Below are 17,650 nucleotides of genomic sequence, written 5' to 3'. Positions count from 1 at the left end.
GCTCGCGCAGCAGCAGCACCCCGCCGTCGCTGCTCGCGTGCTCCGCGTCGAACCGGCCCACCACGGGCCGTCGTCCCAGCGGCGAAAACTCAAGCTGCGTCGCGCTACACTCTGTCTGCACAGGTCGACCCTTTCTGTTGGCCCGTTTTGTCTTGCAACTCAACGGTTAACAGAAGTCAGCCGGCCTGTGCTCGTTTGAGTGGTGAGAAATCCAGGCTAGGGAATTTCGTTTCCGAGCCGACGGAGGGCCAATTCCCAAGATACCGCCAAGTTCCGCTGCCGAGGCCCCGCTAACGTCGACGGGGCGAGGTCGGGAGTTTCGTCCCGTCACCGCCTTGGGGGAAGGATGAAGTCGGACCTACAGCAGTGCTCGCTTCGGCTGCCGCGCCCGGTCTGGGCCGACGCGGTCGACCTGGCGGGGCTCTTCGGGGTGAGCGTGAACCAGTTCCTGATCACGGCGATCCGCGAGTACGTCGAGATGCAGCTCCGGCAGGAGCCGTCGCGGATCGCGATCGAGCGGATGCGCGAGGCGCGCCGGGCCAGACCGGCGCAGACGCCGCGCGGCCGTCGGCCGCGGCCGGACGTTCAGCCGCCGTAGAGCTTTCGGTAGTCGACGGTGAGCCAGCGCTCCGGGCGCATTCGCACGACGATGCTCCCGTCACTCTCGTCGCCGGCGCCGGTGGCCTTCACGTAGGCGTCGCCGCCCTCCACGCCCAGGTAGCGGCGCGCCAACACCCGCGTGTGTCGCTCCAGCTCCGCGCGCTCGAGCGCGACGATCGGGCCCTCGACCGAGACGTACTGGTACGGCGGCGTCTCGGTCTGCGCGCAGAGGCTGAAGCGGTCGGCCTTGAGCAGCAGCTTGCCCTTGCGCGAGTCGCGCTCGGTCACGATCCAGAGCTCGCCGCCCGGCTCGTAGCCGTACCAGATCGGCACGGTGAGCGGGCCGCGGCCCTGCTCGGCGATGCTGATCACGCCGACGCGCACGGCCGCCAGGAACGCCTCGCGCTCGGCGCGCGACATCGCAAGCTTCGCCATCCTAGCTCTCGAAGACGACGACGCTTCGGGCCGCGGCGCCCTTTCGCATCTCGTCGAAGGCGTGGTTCACCCGGTCGAGCGGGAGCCGCGCCGAGATCATCTCGTCGAGCTTGAGCTGCCCGGACAGGTAGAAGTCGACGTAGCGCGGCATGTCGGTTCGGAAGCGGTTGTCGCCCATCATCGAGCCGAGGATCTTCTTTCCCGAGAGCACCAGGTCCAGCCCCGGGAACTCGACCATCTGCCCCATCGGGACCACGCCGACCATGACCGCCGTGCCGCCCTTCTTCACCATCGCGAAGGCCTGCGTGACGGTCTGCTTCGCGCCCAGGCACTCGAACGCGTAGTCCACGCCGCCGGGGATCAGGCCGTGCACGCCCATCACCGCGTCGCCGTCCTTCGCGTTCACGCCGTCGGTCGCGCCGAGCGACTTGGCCAGCTCGAGCTTCCACGGCTGCGTGTCGACCGCGATGATCCGGCTCGCGCCGCCGATCCGCGCGCCCTGGATCGCGGACAGGCCGACGCCCCCGCAGCCGACCACGACGCAGGTGCTGCCGGCGTGGATGCGCGCGGTGTTCAGCACCGCGCCGAGCCCCGTCGTCACGCCGCAGCTTTTCAGCGCGGCGCGGTCGAGCGGCATGTCGCTTCGGATCTTCACGATCGCGTTCTCGTGCACGAGCATCTTCTCGGCGAACGAACCGAGGTGCGCGAACTGGTTGATCGTCTCGGCGCCCTTCGTGAGCCGCGACGGCTCGCCGGGCTTGCGCATCGTCGCCGCGCCGCCGCAGAGGTTGGGCTTGCCCGAGAGGCAGTACTCGCAGTTGCCGCAGAACGCGGAGAGGCAGCCGATCACGTGGTCGCCCGGCACGACGTGCGTCACGTCGGCCCCGATCGCCTCGACGATCCCCGCCGGCTCGTGGCCGAGCACGAGCGGGGGCGGCACGGGCAGGCCCGCCTCGATCACGTGCAGGTCGCTGTGGCAGACGCCGGTGGCCACGGTGCGCACGATCACCTCGCGCGGCCCGGGCCGGCCGACCTCGATCTCCTCGAACTGGAGCGGCGCATTGAACGCGCGCATGACGGCGGCCTTCATCGGGGGTCTCCTTCGTACTTCGGTTCGAGCCGCAGTCTCTCACGCCGTGCTACAAGACCGCCATGCGAGACCTGGCAGGCAAGGTGGCGGTGGTGACCGGCGGCGGCAGCGGAATCGGCGCGGCGCTCGCGCGCGGATTCGCCGCCGAGGGAATGGACGTGGCGGTCGCCGACATCCAAGCCGACGCCGCGGAGCAGGTCGCGGCCGAAGTCCGCGCGACCGGGCGCCGCGCGATCGCCGTGGCCACCGACGTCTCGAGCGCAGATTCCGTCGAGGCTCTGGCCAATCGCAGCTTCGCCGAGCTCGGCGCCTGCCACGTGCTCTGCAACAACGCGGGCGTGCTGGTGATGGGGGGCCTGGAGACGCGCACGCGCAAGGACTGGGAGTGGGTGCTCGGCGTGAATCTCTGGGGCGTGATCAACGGCGTGCTCGCGTTCGTGCCGAGAATGCTCGCGCAGCCGGGCGAGAAGCAGATCGTGAACACCGGTTCGACCTCGGGCCTGATCGCAGCGCCGGGCGTGGGCGTGTACGGCACCGCGAAGTACGGCGTGGTCGGCCTCTCGGAACACCTTCGCCGCGACCTTTCGCGGCACGGGATCGGCGTCTCGGTCCTGTGTCCGGGGGGCGTGCAGACGAAGATCCTGCACAGCGAGCGAAATCGCCCCGCGGAGCTCGGCACGTCGAAGATCGAGCGCTCCGACGTCGCCCTTCTCACCGGCGGCGGCCCGCTGCACCCCGACGAGATGCAGCCGCCCGAGGCGATCGCGGCCGCCGTGATCGAGGGCATCCGCGCGAACGACGCGTTCATCGTCACCCACGCGCACTACCGCGAGAAGGTCGAGGCGCGCCATGCCGAGCTGATGCGCGCCTTCGACAAGGCGGAGGCGCGCAGGCGCTAGAGCGGGGCGGCCCCGGGCAGCCGGTCCGCCAGCCAGCGCCGCTGCGCCATCGCGTCGCCGAACGCGGGGCGCGAGGCCTGTGCGCGCTTCAGGTACAGGTGCGCGTCGCAGTCGAGCGTGAAGCCGTAGCCGCCGTGGAGCTGCACCGCGCGCGAGGCCGCGAAGACGTACACGTCGCAGGCGAGCGCCTTGGCCATGCGCGCCAGCGTCTCTGCGTCGGGGCTGTTCGCGTCGAACGCGGTCGCCGCTGCGTAGACCAGCGAGCGCAGGCTCTCGACGCCGATCAGCACGTTCACCAGCGGGTGCTTCACCGCTTGGAACGAGCCGATCGGCTTTCCGAACTGCTCGCGCGTGGCCGCGTAGGCGCAGGTCAACGCGAGCAGCGCGTCGGCGCCGCCGGCCATCTCGGCCGCCAGCGCGAGGCACGCCATTGCGGCCAGCCGGTCCGAAGGTGCGTCCGCCCCGAGCGCGACGCCGTTCCGTGTCACGCGCGCGCTGCGCCGCGTCCGGTCCAGGACGATCTCCGGCGCGGTCTCGAGCCCGCCCGAGCTCCGCTCGACGATCTCGAGCCCGCCGCCGCGCGGGACGATCAGCGCGTCCGCGCTCGACGCGCCCCAGACCGAGGCCGAGCCCGCGTACACCGCGCGGATCTCGCCCGCGGCGATCGCGGGCAGGAAGCGCTTCCGCTGCGCATCGCTGCCGTCTGTGACGAGCGCGAGTGCGGCCAGCGTCGACGGCAGAAGCGGAGACGGCAGCAGCCGTCGGCCGGTCTCCTCCATCAGCACCGCGAGATCGGTCGCGCCGAGCTGCGCGCCGCCGAAGCTCTCCGGGACGACGAGCCCGAGCCAGCCCAGCCCCGCGAGCTGCTTCCAGTCCAACGGGTCCTCGCCGGCCTCGCTCTCGGCGAGCTCGCGCACACGCGCGATCGGAAAGCGCTCGTCGAGCCAGCGCCGCGCCTCGCCGCGCAGCAGCGCCTGCTCCTCGCTGTAGCGGATCTGCGGGTTCATCGCGTCTTCGGGAGCCCGAGCGCCCGTTCTCCGAGGATGTTGCGCAGGATCTCGCTGGTTCCGCCCGCGATCGTCATCGCGAACGAGTTCATGTAGCTGCGCTGCCAGTCCGCGTTCTCGATCGCGCCTGGATCGTCGATCCAGAGCCCGGCGGCGTCGCCCTCGAGCTCGCAGGCGAAGTCGGCGAGCGCCTGCGTGAGCTCCGAAGCGGTGAGCTTCTGCATCAGCGGCAGCGCCTCGGGCCGGTCGGAGAGGAGGCCGGCCACCCGCGCGCGCTGCGCGTTCGCGCGAAGCGCCGTCTCGCGGATCCAGAAATCGGCGAGCCGATCGCGCACGACCGGATCCGCGTCGCGAGCCAGCGCTCGCGCGAGCGCGGCCACTCGCCCGACCTGCTCGCCGCCTCCGCCCGATCCGCCGGCGGATCCCTCCGCCGCGCCGCGCTCGAACTGCAGCGTGGCGGTCGCGATCTCCCAGCCCTGGCCCTCGCGGCCGAGCAGCGCGTCCGCGGGGATTCGCGCGTCGGTCCAGATCACCTGGTTGAAGCCGCCCTCGCCGGTCATCTTGACCAGCGGCAGGACCTCGACGCCGGGGATCTTCATCGGCGCCAGGAAGTACGAGATCCCCGCGTGCTTCACGGCGTCCGGGTCCGTGCGCGCGAGCAGGATACACCAGTCGGCGTAGCGGCCGAGTGTGGTCCAGACCTTGTGGCCGTCGATCTGAAAGGCATCCCCCGCGCGAACCGCCTTGGCGCGCAGCGACGCCAGGTCGCTGCCCGCGCCGGGCTCGCTGAATCCCTGGCACCAGATCTCGTCGGCGCGGAGCAGCGGCGCGATCAGCCTGCGCTTCTGCGCCTCGGTTCCGTAGCGAAGGATCACCGGCCCCGCCCAGGAGAGCCCGACCAGGTTCAACAGGAAAGGCGCGCGCGCCCGCGCCAGCTCCTGGTCGATCACGCGCTGCGCGCCGCGCTCGCGTCCGCGCCCGCCGTACTCGCGGGGCCACTCCGCGCCGACGTAGCCGGCGTCGTAGAGCTTGCGCTGCCAGTCGCGAAGCCAGTCGAACTGCCGGTCGTCGGCCACCTCGAGCGCGCTCTGCGGAAGCTTGAAGCCGGGCTCGCCCGGATGGTTCTCCGCGATCCAGGCGCGGACGTCTGCGCGCAGGGTCTCCATTCGAATCGATCGCCCTGGGTTCAGCCGTTGATCTTCTCGAGCGGGTTCACGCCGGAGGCTGCGGCGGTGCCGAAGACGGCGTTCAGCCCGCCGTCGATGGAGAGCGCGACGCCGGTGACGAACGACGCCTCGTCCGAGAGCAGGAACGCCACGGTGCGGCCGACGTCCTCGGGCTGGCCGACGCGTCCGATCGGGTGCATCTGCGCGAAGATCCCCTCTGTGAAGAGCTTGTTGCCGTGCAGCGGGCCGAGGATCGGCGTGTCGATCACGCCGGGGCAGACCGCGTTCACGCGGATCTTGTGCGGCGCGAGATCCGCCATGGCGCACTTCATCAGGCCGAGCACGCCGTGCTTCGTGGCGCAGTAGCTGCCCATCGACGCGCCGCCGCGCAGGCCCGCGTCGGACGACGTGATCACGATCGAGCCGCCGCCCGAGTCGCGCATCGCGCGCGCCGCGGCCTGCAGGCCGTAGAAGACGCCGGAGAGATTCACCGCGAGCGTCCGATTCCACTCCTCGAGCGGCGTGTCGAGAACGTTCGAGGTCGCCGCGATGCCTGCGTTCAGGTGCGCGAGGTCGAGCCGGCCGAAGCGCTTGCGCGTCGCGTCGACGGCGCGCTGGTTGTCTTCGGGGTCGGTCACGTCCAGGCGAAGCCCGATCGCCTCGCCGCCGGCGCGCGCGATCTCCTTCGCCGCTGCCTCGGCGCCCTCGGCGTTCAGATCGGCGCAAGCCACGCGCGCGCCCTCGCTCGCGATCACGATCGCGCTGGCCCGGCCGATGCCCGACGCCGCGCCCGTCACCAGAGCCACCTTGCCCGAGAGCCGTCCCGCCATCGCCGATCCTCCCTGTTTCGCGCAGCATATCCCGGGCGCGTCGGCGCACGCGACTGGACCCGCGGCCGCGCCGGGATCAGACTCGGTCGGGCGACGCGGCGAATTCCGCGGCCATCGGAGGCAGACCGTGAAGCTCGAACACCTTCTGACCTATCGCGCGGAGCTCGCGCAGCCGGTCGCCGTAGGGGCCGGTCCGTTCGGTACCCGGCAGATCTTCGACGTGACGGGCGGCAGCTTCGAGGGACCGAGGCTTCGCGGCAAGCTCCTGCCGAGCGGCGGCGACTGGATCCTGATCGGGCCCGACGGCTTCGGGCGCCTCGACGTCCGCGCGACGCTCGCGACCGACGACGGCGCGCTGATCTACGTGCAGTACTTCGGCGTGCTCGACTTCGCGCCGGCGATGGCGATTCTCGGCCGCGGTGGGGAGAGCCAGTACGGCGAGCTCTACTTCATGACCGCGCCGCGAATGGAGACCGGCGACGCCCGCTACGCGTGGCTGAACAAGCTGGTCTGCGTCGCCGAAGGGCGCCTCGGCGCCGGCTGGGTCGAGTACCGCGTCCACCAGGTCTCGAACGGCTGAGCGAGCGCGGCCCGACCCGCGTCCTGCGTCAACCTGCCGCATCCCGACGGCGGGGGAGTCCGGCTAGCCTGCGCCCGAGCTAGGGCCTCCGGCTGGTCCTCGATTCCCCACCTGCTGCCGCTCGCGAGGGCGCGCAGATCAACGGCTGCTGCATCCGAATGAACGGCTCGAAGAACAGGCTCGCCAGGCGCGCGATCGAGAGGCGAAGGCTCGGACGGCCCCGGCCCGCTCTCGTCGTGGTTCGCGCGGGGCGACGACCGACGCGAGTTCCCGACGCGCTGCGCGGGCCGGTCCGCCTGGGTGCGCCCGAGCCGCTGCCGCGCGCGACCGGCTCGCGGCCGGCCGCATGGCTCGCGCTCTCCGCGCTGCTGCACGCGGCCGGGATCGCGGCGCTCCTGCTCGCGTCGGAGCGACACGATACGGTGTCGTCCGAGCCGATCCCGATCGCCTGGCTGCAGGTCGAGGCCGGGAGCGAAGCGACGCCCGCTGCGGCGGCTCCCGTGGCGCAGCCCGAGCCGGAGCCCGTGCCAGCGCCGACACCGGCGCGCGCGGCTCCTCGGCCGAGGCCTGCCAAGCCAGCGGTGCCCGCAGCGACGCCCGTCGCGGCCGTCGCAGATCCGAGCCCGAGCCCTCGAGCCGAGCCATCCACCGCGCCGGTCGGAGCCGGCGGGCCCGCCGCGGACGAGTCATCGGACGCGCGCGAATCGATCGCGGCCGCACCGCAGGGCTGGATGCCGCGCGGCGGCTCGCAGCCCGCGCCCGTCTACCCCGCCCGCGCGCGGCGCGCCGGCGTCGAGGGCACGGCGCAGGTCGAGCTGCTGCTCGAGTCGAGCGGCCGCGTCGCGCAGGTGCGCCTGCGCCGCTCGTCCGGCGACGGGAGCCTGGACGTCGCGGCGCTCGACGCCGTCGAGCGCTGGCGCTTCGACGCGCCGCCGCCCGGCGCGGACTATCGCGATCGCTGGTTCCTGGTCCCGATCAAATTCCGCCTGCAGTGAGGAGAACGGCATGTTCCGAGACGAGACCCGCAAGCTACACAGAAATCGGTGGATCGTTCCGCTCGCGTTCCTGGCCCTGCTCGGCCACTCCGACGCGGCCGGCGCCGCCGCCATGCCGCCGTCGTGGATGCCCATGACGATGCTGGTCGTCTCCTACGACACGTCCCTGCAGCGCCTCGACGTGCAGGACCAGGCCGCGCCCGTGACGCTCGCGGTCAATACGAACGGCATGGGCATGCCGGACGCGAGCGCGACCACGTTCGCGGACTTCGATCCGGCCGAGCCGTGGTCGGTGCTGCAGAACAGCGCGTTCAGCCGGCGGCTCGGCTGGTGGGCCGGAACCGGGTCCGCGTCGATCGCGCTCGAGGGGAGCATCGAGGACGCGTTCGGCCCCGACGCCAGCATCTGGATCGAGTCGATCTCGATCTCGCCGGGCTTGGAGAGCTACCTCGCCATCGGTGCCTACGGCGTGAACGCCAACAACACGATGGTCGTCGATCCCAATGCCAACGGCTACACGGGGATCTTCGGCACCGCGGGAAGCAGCACGCGCTGGCAGTGGGACTACCAGATGGACCACAACGCCTACGCCGTGCCCGTGGCGCATCTGCTGCCGAATCAGTCCTACTCGGCCATGTACCGGGTCTACATCGGCGATGCGGCCGGCGACGAGATCGCCGCCGCGATCGGCGCGAGCACGATCGAGACCTGGACCTGGGTCGCGCCCGCCTCGATTCCGGTGCCGGAGCCCGCGACCGCTGGCCTTGCGCTCGCGGGTCTGGGGGCTCTTCTCGCGTTCGGACGTCGTCGGGCATGAGACGGGCCATCCTGATTTCGGGATGGCTCGCGCTGCTCGCCGCCGCCCCGAGCGCGGAGGCGGCGGTCACGACCTACGTCGTGGTCGTGACCTTTCACGAGCCCGACACCCAGCCCAACGACACGATCTTCACGGGCACGTTCGTGTTCGACGACGCGCTTCACCAGGTGTCGAACCTGCAGGGTCGACTCACCGAGTCCATGACCGGGCTGCCGAGCGGCGGGGGCATGAACGAGCTGGTGCTCTCTCACCAGCTCTCGTCGGTCTACGACTCCGCGCTCGGCGGTTGGCTCGTGACCGCGTTTCTGAACAACTCGACGAACACGCTGTCGACGCTGGGCGGCGGCAATGGCTGGGCGCCGGGCAGCGGCTACGGGCTCTACTACGGCTACCCCGGCGCCAACCCCGGCAACGCCTACGTGCGCATCTTCGTCGACACGGCGAATCCCCTGGCTCCTGCGACGCAAGCCCGGATCAACAAGCTCGCGTACGCGGACTGCGCGCCCGGAGGGATGATGAGCGCGACCTGCATGACGGGAACGACGGTGGCGGGGTACGGGACGATCGGAACGATGGGCGGGTACCCCGTCTCGCAGACCATCACGCCCGCGCCGGCCGTCCCCCTCTTTCCGTACGGCGCTGAACTCACACCGAGTCACCGTCCCGCGGCGCGGTGACTCGCGTGACGCTCGTCTTCGCGCTGGCCGCGCTTCTCGCCGTCGCGTCCTGCGACGCCTCGGCGCAGGAGCCGACGCCGCTCGACGAGGTCGTGGTCACCGCCCCCAAGCCCGACGAGCCGCCTCCGAAAAGCACGCGCATCGGCGAGCCGGAGCTCGCCGCGCGCCGCGCCTCCGCGAGCGACAGCGCTCGCCTGCTGCAGGACGTTCCCGGCGTGACCCTGAATGGCGCGGGCGGCATCTCGAGCCTGCCTGCGATCCACGGCCTGGCCGACGACCGGCTGCGCATCCAGGTGGACGGCATGGACGTGACGTCCGCGTGTCCCAACCACATGAACTCGCCGCTCTCGTACATCAGCCCGACGCAGGTGCAACGCGTCACGGTGTTCGCCGGGCTCACGCCGGTGAGCGCGGGAGGGAACAGCATCGGCGGCACGATCCAGGTCGAGTCCGCTGCGCCCGAGTTCGCAAGCAGCGCGGACGAGCTCCTCGTCCGCGGCCATCTCGGCGGCTTCTTGCGCAGCAACGGCAACGGCATCGGCTACGACGTCGCGACGTCGATCGCGGGCACGGGCTCGAGCGTCTCGTACAGCGAGTCCACCGCGCGCTCCGACGACTACTTCGCGGGCGACGAGTTCAAGGCGCCGGGTCTCGCGGCGCCGCTGCGCGGCTGGCTGGACGGCGACGAAGTCGGATCGAGCGCGTACGACGGGACCACGAACCGGAACGTCGGCCTCGCGCTCCGGCACGAGGGCCATCTTCTGCGCCTCGACCTGGGCCGGCAGAACGTCGGCTTCGAGGGCTTCCCGAACCAGCGCATGGACATGACTTCGAACGAGAACCGGCTGGCGAACCTGCGCTACGCGGGGCAGTTCGACTGGGGGACGCTCGACCTGCGCGTCTTCGACCAGGACACCCGCCACGCGATGGACATGGGCGACGACCGCTTCTTCTACGGCTTCGGCATGCCGATGGACTCGGAGTCGACCAATCGGGGCGCGCATTCGAAGGCGAGCCTCGAGCTCTCCGATCGCCACACGCTGGGCGTGGGAGGCGAGTACCTGACGTACCGACTCGACGACTGGTGGTCGCCGGTCGGGAGCAGCGGCTCGATGTGCTGCGAGAAGTTCTGGAACGTGCGGGACGGCGAGCAGAGCCGGCTCGGCGTCTACGCGGAGTGGCAGGCCGACTGGAGCCCGCAGTGGCTGAGCCTGGTCGGAGCCCGCGTGGACCGGGTCGCTTCCGACGCCGGCGACGTGCAGGGCTACAACGACGTCATGGCGATGTGGAGCGCGGATGCTGCGGCGTTCAACGCGCGCGACCACCGCCGCGCCGACACGCACGTCGACGTGGCGGTGCTGCTTCGCTACGTGCCGAGCCAGACGCTCACGTTCGAGGGCGGCTACGCGCGGAAGACCCGCTCGCCGAACCTGTACGAGCGCTACGCGTGGTCGACGAGCGCGATGGCCGCGCTGATGAACAACTTCGTCGGCGATGGCAACGGCTACATCGGCCGCGTCGATCTCGAGCCGGAGACGGCCCACAGCGTGAGCGCCTCGGGCGAGCTGCACGACGCGGAACAGGCCGCCTGGAGCCTGAGGGCGACGCTCTACGCGACCAAGGTCAACGACTACATCGACGCGATTCGCTGTGACTTCGGCCAGTGCAGCGCTGCGAACGCGACGGCGACCGACGCGTTCGTCCTGCTGCAGTACGCGAATCAGTCCGCTTTGCTCTACGGGGCCGACCTCTCGGGTCACTGGCTCGTGACTCGCTCCGACCGTCTCGGGAGCTTCACGCTGCGCGGCACGCTCGGCTGGGTGCGCGGAGAGAACCGCGACACCGACGACGACCTCTACAACATCATGCCGCTGCACGGAAAGCTCGCGCTGGTGCACGAGCTCGGCGGCTTTCGCACGGCCGTCGAGTTCGGCGCGGTGGAGTCCAAGACGAGGACCTCGTCGGTTCGAAACGAAATGCAGACCGGCCACTACTCGCTGCTCGATCTTCGCAGCAGCTACGCGTTCGAGCACGCCCGCGTCGACGTGAGCATCGAGAACGTCTTCGACCGCTTCTACTCGCTGCCGCTCGGCGGCGCCTACCTCGGTCAGGGCTTGTCGATGTCGAGCTTCACCATCCCGTGGGGAACTCCCGTCCCGGGCGCGGGGCGCTCGATCAACGTCGCGCTCAGCGTCGACTTCTGAGCGCTGGCGCCGGCCAGCGCAGAGTCACCGCGAGCCCGCTCCCGTCCGGCCCCGCGTCGAGCTCGAGCGCGGCTCCGTGCAGCGCTGCGATCCGCGCCGCGATCGCAAGGCCCAGGCCCGCGCCGCCCTCGTCGTTGCCGAGGCCGCGGTAGAAGCGATCGAGGACTCGCGCGCGCTCTTCCGCAGGGATTCCCGGTCCCCGGTCCACGACGCGCAGCCAGGCGTGCGACTCGCCGACCCCGACCTCGACCTGCACGACGCCTCCGCCGGCGCCATAGCGGAGCGCGTTGTCGACCAGATTTCGCAGCAGCACCTGCAGCAGCGGCGCGTCGCCTTGCACCGTGACCGGCTGCTCGGCGCGGAGCTCGAGCGACAGCCCCCGCGAATGCGCGGCCGGTGCCAGCTCGGCGAGCGCCTCGCGCGCGACGGAGCCGAGCTCGCAGGGGGCGAGCCCCTCGCGGAACTCCTCGGCCTCGAGTCGCGCGAGCGTGAGGAGCTGCTCGGAGAGCCGCGCCGCGCGGTCGCAGCCGGAGATCACCTGATCGAGCGCATGCGCGCGCTCGGCGTCGCTTCGCGAGGCGAGCGCCACCTGCGCCTGGGCGCGGATCGCCGCGAGCGGCGTGCGCAGCTCGTGTGCGGCGTCGGCGGTGAAGGCGCGCTCCCGTTCGAGCGAGGCCGCGATTCGCGCGAAGAGATCGTTCAAGCGATCGACCAGCGGACGTGCCTCGCGCGGAACCCGATCGACCGCGACGGGCTCGAGGCGGCGCGGATCTCGCGCGGCGACCGCGTCGGCGAGCGCCCGCAGCGGAGCCAGTGCGCGTCCGATCGCGAGCAGCAGCCCCGCGCCGAGCAGCGGCAGCCCGATCACGAGCGGCAGGAGCAGGTGCCGCGCGATCTGCGCGCTCACCGCTTCGCGCGCGCCGACCCGCTCCGCCATCTGCACCAGCACGCGGCGTTCGAGCGCCCAGGTGCTGAAGACCCGCCAGCGCACGCCGTCGATCCGGACGTGGCTGAAGCCGGTCTCCTTCGCCGAGAGCCGCGTGCGCGGAGCGTTCTTCGAGTGCAGGCGGAGCGTGCGCCCGCGCTCCCAGACCTGGAACGCGACGCTTCGCGCGTAGCGGTGCAGCACGGGCGCGTGCTCCAGGTCGAGCTCGTCGTCGTGGTCGTCGTCGTCCGCGCCGTCGCCGGAGATCTGCGCGACGAGCAGCGCGGCGGACTGCGCGAGGTGGGCGTCGAAGAGCTCGTCGAGCTCGTGGCGCGATCGCAGCCAGCCCGCGAGCGACACGCCGATCCACACCAGCGCCACCGCTCCGAGCACGGCGCCGATCAGCCGCCCGCGCAGCGAGTCGTCCCGGCTCATCGCAGATCCTTGGGCAGCAGGTAGCCGACGCCGCGAACCGTCGCGATCACCTCGGGTGCGAGCTTGCGTCGCAGGTGGTGCACGTGCACCTCGATCGCGTTCGACTCGACCTGCTCCCCCCAGCCGTACACCCGCTCGGCGAGCTGATCCTTCGCGAGCACGCGCCCCGCGCTTCGGGCCAACTCGTGCAGGAGCGCGAATTCGCGAACCGGAAGATCGACCGGGCGGCCGCGGAAGCGAACCGAGTGAGCGGATGGGTCGATCTCGAGCGGACCGACGCAGAGCAACGGCGCCGCTCGTCCGGCGGAGCGCCGGACCAGAGCGCGCAGCCGCGCGGCGAGCTCGCGCAGATCGACGGGCTTCACCAGATAGTCGTCGGCGCCCGCGTCGAGGCCCGCGATGCGGTCCGGAACGGCGTCGCGCGCGGTCAGGATCAGCACCGGAACGGCGTTGCCCGCCGCGCGCAGGCGCTTCAGCAGCTCCAGCCCGGAGAGCTTCGGAAGCCCCAGGTCGAGCACGACCGCCGCGAACGGATCGCCCGCGAGCGCCTCGAGCCCCGCGTCGCCGTCCCGCACCCAGTCCGCCGTGAAGCCGGCCTGCGACAGGCCGATGCGGAGCGCGTCGCCGAGCAATCGATCGTCTTCGACGACGAGCACCCGCATCGGCCGATCCTTCCTCCGCGCGGCGTCCCCGCTCAGTCGCGGTGACTCGCGCGCGCTCCCGCATTCTCACCCGCGGCCGCGAACGGCGCGCCGCGCGCCTGCTCCGCCAGCCGCTGTTCCCTGGCAATGATCCCCGGCAGCCACAGACCCGCCAGCGCGACGAGGAGCAGAAGCGCAGCGATCGGCCGAGCGCTGCGGATCGCCTCGTTCGGCGCCCCGCGCTTGCGCCCGGTGACGAGCGCGAGCGCCAGGTTCTCGCGCTGCAGCGCGCTCACCACCACGACGCCGAACACGTGCCCGATCACCACCGCCAGCATGACTCCGGCCGCGGCCTCGTGCGCCTCCTCCAGCCACTCGCCGCCCAGGTCCGAGTAGACCGCCCATCCCGAAGCCGCGACGGCGATTCCGAGCCCGAGCAGCAGGGGAATCATCACCATCCCGACGGGACTGTGGCCGGCATGCGGCTCGGCCCGACCCTGCACGAGCGACACCAGGTAGCGACGCACGTCGTCTGGCCCGTAGCGCAGCGACGAGAAGCGCGCGTGGCGCGTGCCGATGAAGCCCCACACCAGGCGGAACGCGATCGCTGCGGCGAACGTGTACCCGAAGAGCAGGTGCAGGTCGCGCAGCCGCTCGCTCTCGGCGGTCAGGAACGCGCCGGCGAAGCTCGCGGCCAGCACCCAGTGGAAGACCCGAAGCGGCAGATCCCAGACGAGAACCCGGTCGTTCATTTCGAACCTCCCTTCCGCGGCAGCTCGAGGCTGCGTTCTGAGTAGGAGCCCTGCGCGGCGTTGCGGTGGCAGGCCGCGCAGTTCGAGAGCGGGACCGCCTCCGGTCCGCTGCGCAGGCGCGCCGGCACCTCGTCGTGCTCGTGGCGGAACCAGCGCGTTTCGGTGATGCGCAGCAGCGGCTCGCCGCCGCTCGCGGTCGGTCGGGAGCGCGCGGCTTGCGACAGGTAGGCGCGGATCGGCTCGAGCGTCTCCGCATCCGCGCTGGCGTCGACGCCGAAGTGCCGGTCGAGCCCGGCGAGGACCGCGCGCCACGAGGCGGCGTCGAGCATCCGCGCCGGAAACGCGACGTGGCAGGACCCGCACTCCTCCACGTACTCGGACGGGAGCGGCGCTCGCTGCGACTCCGATGCGCCCGCGCCGGCCGCGACCGCGATCGCGCCCGCGGCGGCCGAGAGGATCAGGCGGCGAGTGATGCGCTTCATCGCGCACCCCCCGCGCCCGCGCTCGCGCCCATGAGCCAGACCAGCAGGTCGCCCTTCTCCTGCGCCGTGCAGGGGCGCTTCAGCACGTCGTTGCAGTTGCGCCGGAACCACTTCTCGACCGAAGCGGTCCGGCTGAAGCGCTTCGCGTTCGCGGCGGGCGCGAGCGGCTCGATCCGCTGGCCGGTGACGGCGTGCTGGCCGGCCGCGCTCGGATCGCCGCCGTGGCAGGTCGAGCAGCTCCAGTCGCCGCCGTGCGTGGACGCGTAGAAGGACTGGCCGCGCGCCGCCGAGAAGCCGGCGAACGCGGGGTCGGCGTTCCGGGCTTCGGCCGCGAACGCGGCTTCGAAGTCCGCGGGCCGCTCGGCGCGCGCGGGAAGGGCGCCGAGCGCGAGCGCCGCGGCGACCAGGATCGTGGATCGCATCTCTCTTGCCTCCGTCGATGGATTCGACGGGGGCAAGGCTTGCGGCCCCGGATTAAGCGCCGCTTATGGCGGCGCGGCTAGCTGTTCGGATCCTCGAGCGGGATGCTGATCGTCGAGCTGCGGTTGCCGACCTAGAGCTTGGACCCGAGGTCGATGATCACGTGCTCGCCCTCGACGATGGCCTTGCCCGAGAAGCCGAGCGATCCAGAGACCGGGCAGATCGGGCCGCCGGTGGAGATCGGCGAGAGCTTGAGCGTGAGCACGCCCGAGGTCTCGAGGCTCAGGTCGGTACACGCGAGGTCGAGCGACGCGGGGACCACGAGCTTGTTCAGGCCCGCGCTCGCCGATTCGGCCTCGGCCGCGAAGTCGCTCTCGAGGTGCAGGTCGCCGAGCACCTCGAGCACCGTGACCACCGGGCTGGTCTCGGCCGCGACGATCCGGTTGTTGCTCGGGAAGTCGCAGTCGATCACCAGGAACACACCCTGGGTCTTCGTCGGGGCGCTTCCCGTGCACAGCTCGAACAGGCTCGTCTCGCTTGCGCTGAACTTGCCGATCGCGTCGAGGCCGGTGCTGCCCGTGTCCTGCACCAGCCCCTTCACGCCGAGCTTCAGCGCGTGCGTGGTCGAGGTGGTCTGCGCGCTGGCGAGATTGGGTAGGCAGAGTGCCAGGAAGGGAAGCAGAGCGACCAGTGTGGCGACGGGGATCCGGATTCTCGTTTTGCAGCTCATGGCCGGGCGGGATCTGCAAGGGTCGAGCCAAGAGCCGCGTACGCGAGTGCTTCGTGTAGACTCCGCGGCTGCCACACGAGGAGAGCGAATGGCCAGCAGCCCGGGCGCCGAGACCAAGAACATCGCGGTGTACATCGATCTCGAGAACGTCGCGATCGGCTACCGCGACGCGCGCTACAAGATCTTCGACGTGCAGCTCGTGCTGCGGCGGATGATCGAGAAGGGCAACGTGGTCACCCGCCGGGCCTACGCGGACTGGACTCGCTACCCCGACTACCGCCGGCCGCTGCACGAGGCGGGGGTCGAGCTGATCGAGATGCCGGGCTCCAAGCTCACCGGCAAGAACAGCGCCGACATCAAGATGGTCGTGGACGCGCTCGAGCTCTCGCACACCAAGCCGCACATCGACACGTTCACGATCGTGTCGGGCGATTCGGATTTCTCGCCGCTGGTCGCGAAGCTGCGCGAGAACAACCGGCACACGATCGGCTGCGGGGTCAAGAACTCGACCTCGCCCATGTTCATCGAGCACTGCGACGAGTTCATCTACTACGACGACCTGGTGCGCAAGACCGTCGAGCGCGAGAAGAAGCCGCTGCCGAAGGCCAAGGAGCTGCCGAAGAAGCAGCGCGAGGCGTTCGACCTGCTGATCGAGTCGGTCGAGGCGCTGCTGCGCGAGAACCGCGAGGCGCACTCGTCGCTCGTGAAGGAGACGATGAAGCGCAAGAACCCCGGTGTCAACGAGGAGTACCACGGCTACCGCTCGTTCAACCGGCTGCTCGAGGACGCGCAGAAGCAGAAGCTGATCGTGATCCACAAGGACGCGAGAAGCGGAACCTACGTGATCGACGAGGTCCTCTACGAGGCGAGCTGAGCCGCGCGGCTAGAGCCCGAGCTCGCGCAGCTCGACGGTGCGCTTCTCGATCGCGCTCCTCTCGCCGGCCGCGCCCACGGCGACGGCGAGCGCGCCGTCCTCGACCGAGACCAGCGGCTTCGCGCCGCTGCGGATCGCGTCGCGGAACGCGAGATGCTCGAGCAGCGTCGAGCCGTGGTGCGCGCCCGCTTCCCGGGCTCGCGGATCGACGTGGAACTGGATCGTCGTCGGCTCGTTCCGGTCGCGCCGGGTGAGCACGAGCCGGTGCGCGGGGATGAACGCCTCGGCCTTGCCGCGGTCGCCGGTCGCGGCGATCTCCATCTCGTTCGTCGAGTTCTCGGCGAACATGCACAGGTCGAGCAAGCCCCGCGCGCCGGAGTCGAAGTCGACCGTGACGAAGGCGTTGTCGAGGATGTCGGGCCGCTCCCCGCCGTAGCGCTCGTCCAGATGGTTCACGTCCATCGCGCCCGACGCGTACACGCGCACCGGGCGGGCGCGCGTCGCCAGGTTCATCAGGTCGAAGAAATGGCAGCACTTCTCGACCAGCGTGCCGCCGGTGTTGCGCGAGAAGCGGTTCCAGTCGCCGACCTTGCGCAGGAACGGGTAGCGGTGCTCGCGGATCGCCAGCATGCGCAGGGTTCCGATCGCGCCCGCGTGCACCTCCTCGACCAGGCGCGCGACCGGCCGCATGAAGCGGTACTCCATCCCCACCCAGGTCACGGCCGGGTGCCGCGCGGCCTGCTCGACCACGCGCTTGCAGTCGTCGACGGTGGTGCAGAGCGGCTTTTCGACCAGCACGTGCTTCGTGGTGCGGAACACGTCCTGCAGCACTGCGAAGTGGGTGTGATTGGGCGAGGCGATCACCACCGCGTCGACCGCGGCTCTCGAGAGCAGCTCGCGGTGGTCGGCGTAGATCTCCACGTCGGCGCCCGCGGCGAGCCGGCCCCAGCCGCGGCTTCGCTCGTCGGGATCGGCGATCGCGCTGACCGCGACGCCGGGAAGCAGCGCCAGGTTGCGGATGTGCTCGCAGCCCATCATGCCGGTGCCGATCACACCGATGCGGATCACCGAGGAGTTCATGCTCGGGGAGC

General features: G+C 71.1%; 20 protein-coding genes. 8 read left to right on the top strand and 12 right to left on the bottom strand.

Annotated features, from left to right (window positions below):
* Positions 1-346 precede the first annotated feature (346 nt).
* On the top strand, positions 347-598 hold the full coding sequence (locus tag FJ108_05850) for a hypothetical protein (GenBank protein MBM4335428.1): 252 nt from the start codon (positions 347-349) through the stop codon (positions 596-598).
* On the opposite strand, the gene FJ108_05845 is transcribed toward FJ108_05850, so the two are convergent.
* Together FJ108_05845 and FJ108_05840 are read right to left on the bottom strand one after the other, a co-directional pair.
* Positions 586-1,035 carry a pyridoxamine 5'-phosphate oxidase gene (locus FJ108_05845; GenBank protein MBM4335427.1) on the bottom strand — a complete coding sequence of 150 codons (450 nt, stop codon included), beginning with the start codon at positions 1,033-1,035 and terminating at the stop codon, positions 586-588. The two genes, FJ108_05850 and FJ108_05845, sit on opposite strands and share 13 nt — an antisense overlap.
* A 1-nt stretch (position 1,036) precedes the next feature.
* Positions 1,037-2,125 (bottom strand): Zn-dependent alcohol dehydrogenase, encoded by a 1,089-nt coding sequence (locus FJ108_05840; protein ID MBM4335426.1) that lies wholly within the window; start codon positions 2,123-2,125, stop codon positions 1,037-1,039.
* Between the two features lie 62 nt (positions 2,126-2,187).
* Here FJ108_05840 and FJ108_05835 point away from each other — a divergent pair, with 62 nt between their 5' ends.
* On the top strand, positions 2,188-3,024 hold the full coding sequence (locus FJ108_05835) for an SDR family NAD(P)-dependent oxidoreductase (GenBank protein MBM4335425.1): 837 nt from the start codon (positions 2,188-2,190) through the stop codon (positions 3,022-3,024).
* Here the strand turns inward: FJ108_05835 and FJ108_05830 are convergent.
* Genes FJ108_05830 through FJ108_05820 form a run of 3 tightly spaced genes read right to left on the bottom strand, consistent with a single transcriptional unit; the run spans position 3,021 to position 6,027 of the window.
* Positions 3,021-4,031 carry an acyl-CoA dehydrogenase gene (locus FJ108_05830; GenBank protein MBM4335424.1) on the bottom strand — a complete coding sequence of 337 codons (1,011 nt, stop codon included), beginning with the start codon at positions 4,029-4,031 and terminating at the stop codon, positions 3,021-3,023. The two genes, FJ108_05835 and FJ108_05830, sit on opposite strands and share 4 nt — an antisense overlap.
* Complete coding sequence (locus tag FJ108_05825; GenBank protein ID MBM4335423.1) at positions 4,028-5,197, bottom strand: acyl-CoA dehydrogenase; 1,170 nt, start codon at positions 5,195-5,197, stop codon at positions 4,028-4,030. Before FJ108_05825 ends, FJ108_05830 begins: the two co-directional genes overlap by 4 nt.
* 20 nt (positions 5,198-5,217) lie before the next feature.
* Positions 5,218-6,027: an SDR family oxidoreductase gene (locus FJ108_05820; protein MBM4335422.1), complete on the bottom strand. Its 810-nt coding sequence runs from the start codon at positions 6,025-6,027 to the stop codon at positions 5,218-5,220.
* Between FJ108_05820 and FJ108_05815 the strand changes: the two genes are divergently transcribed.
* From FJ108_05815 to FJ108_05795, 5 genes are all read left to right on the top strand, one after another.
* Positions 5,972-6,607, top strand: a complete 636-nt coding sequence (locus tag FJ108_05815) for a DUF3237 domain-containing protein (protein ID MBM4335421.1) — start codon at positions 5,972-5,974, stop codon at positions 6,605-6,607. The two genes, FJ108_05820 and FJ108_05815, sit on opposite strands and share 56 nt — an antisense overlap.
* Positions 6,608-6,765: 158 nt before the next feature.
* On the top strand, positions 6,766-7,602 hold the full coding sequence (locus FJ108_05810; protein MBM4335420.1) for an energy transducer TonB: 837 nt from the start codon (positions 6,766-6,768) through the stop codon (positions 7,600-7,602).
* Positions 7,603-7,612: 10 nt separating this feature from the next.
* Entirely contained in the window at positions 7,613-8,419 is an 807-nt protein-coding gene (locus tag FJ108_05805; protein ID MBM4335419.1) for a PEP-CTERM sorting domain-containing protein, read from the top strand.
* Complete coding sequence (locus FJ108_05800; GenBank protein ID MBM4335418.1) at positions 8,416-9,096, top strand: PEP-CTERM sorting domain-containing protein; 681 nt, start codon at positions 8,416-8,418, stop codon at positions 9,094-9,096. Before FJ108_05805 ends, FJ108_05800 begins: the two co-directional genes overlap by 4 nt.
* Positions 9,097-9,119: 23 nt before the next feature.
* Positions 9,120-11,300, top strand: coding sequence for a TonB-dependent receptor (locus FJ108_05795; protein ID MBM4335417.1), 2,181 nt, complete (start codon positions 9,120-9,122; stop codon positions 11,298-11,300).
* On the opposite strand, the gene FJ108_05790 is transcribed toward FJ108_05795, so the two are convergent.
* The 6 genes from FJ108_05790 to FJ108_05765 form a co-directional block, all read right to left on the bottom strand.
* Positions 11,284-12,660 (bottom strand): two-component sensor histidine kinase, encoded by a 1,377-nt coding sequence (locus tag FJ108_05790; GenBank protein MBM4335416.1) that lies wholly within the window; start codon positions 12,658-12,660, stop codon positions 11,284-11,286. The genes FJ108_05795 and FJ108_05790 overlap by 17 nt on opposite strands.
* Positions 12,657-13,322: a response regulator transcription factor gene (locus FJ108_05785; protein ID MBM4335415.1), complete on the bottom strand. Its 666-nt coding sequence runs from the start codon at positions 13,320-13,322 to the stop codon at positions 12,657-12,659. The genes FJ108_05790 and FJ108_05785 overlap by 4 nt, the downstream gene beginning before the upstream one ends.
* Positions 13,323-13,354: 32 nt before the next feature.
* Positions 13,355-14,053 carry a cytochrome B gene (locus tag FJ108_05780; protein MBM4335414.1) on the bottom strand — a complete coding sequence of 233 codons (699 nt, stop codon included), beginning with the start codon at positions 14,051-14,053 and terminating at the stop codon, positions 13,355-13,357.
* On the bottom strand, positions 14,050-14,535 hold the full coding sequence (locus FJ108_05775; GenBank protein ID MBM4335413.1) for a cytochrome C: 486 nt from the start codon (positions 14,533-14,535) through the stop codon (positions 14,050-14,052). Before FJ108_05775 ends, FJ108_05780 begins: the two co-directional genes overlap by 4 nt.
* Positions 14,532-14,957 carry a DUF1924 domain-containing protein gene (locus FJ108_05770; GenBank protein ID MBM4335412.1) on the bottom strand — a complete coding sequence of 142 codons (426 nt, stop codon included), beginning with the start codon at positions 14,955-14,957 and terminating at the stop codon, positions 14,532-14,534. Before FJ108_05770 ends, FJ108_05775 begins: the two co-directional genes overlap by 4 nt.
* Positions 14,958-15,088: 131 nt before the next feature.
* Entirely contained in the window at positions 15,089-15,685 is a 597-nt protein-coding gene (locus FJ108_05765; GenBank protein ID MBM4335411.1) for a hypothetical protein, read from the bottom strand.
* Between the two features lie 88 nt (positions 15,686-15,773).
* On the opposite strand from FJ108_05765, the gene FJ108_05760 reads away from it, so the two are divergent.
* On the top strand, positions 15,774-16,559 hold the full coding sequence (locus FJ108_05760) for an NYN domain-containing protein (protein ID MBM4335410.1): 786 nt from the start codon (positions 15,774-15,776) through the stop codon (positions 16,557-16,559).
* A 9-nt stretch (positions 16,560-16,568) separates the two neighbouring features.
* On the opposite strand, the gene FJ108_05755 is transcribed toward FJ108_05760, so the two are convergent.
* Positions 16,569-17,624, bottom strand: coding sequence for a Gfo/Idh/MocA family oxidoreductase (locus FJ108_05755; GenBank protein ID MBM4335409.1), 1,056 nt, complete (start codon positions 17,622-17,624; stop codon positions 16,569-16,571).
* Positions 17,625-17,650: the final 26 nt, after the last annotated feature.

Source organism: Deltaproteobacteria bacterium (genome assembly GCA_016875225.1).
In the GTDB taxonomy this organism is placed as follows: domain Bacteria; phylum Myxococcota_A; class UBA9160; order SZUA-336; family SZUA-336; genus VGRW01.
Note: the sequence above shows the minus strand (reverse complement) of the source record. Positions and strands in the feature narration are given on the sequence as shown.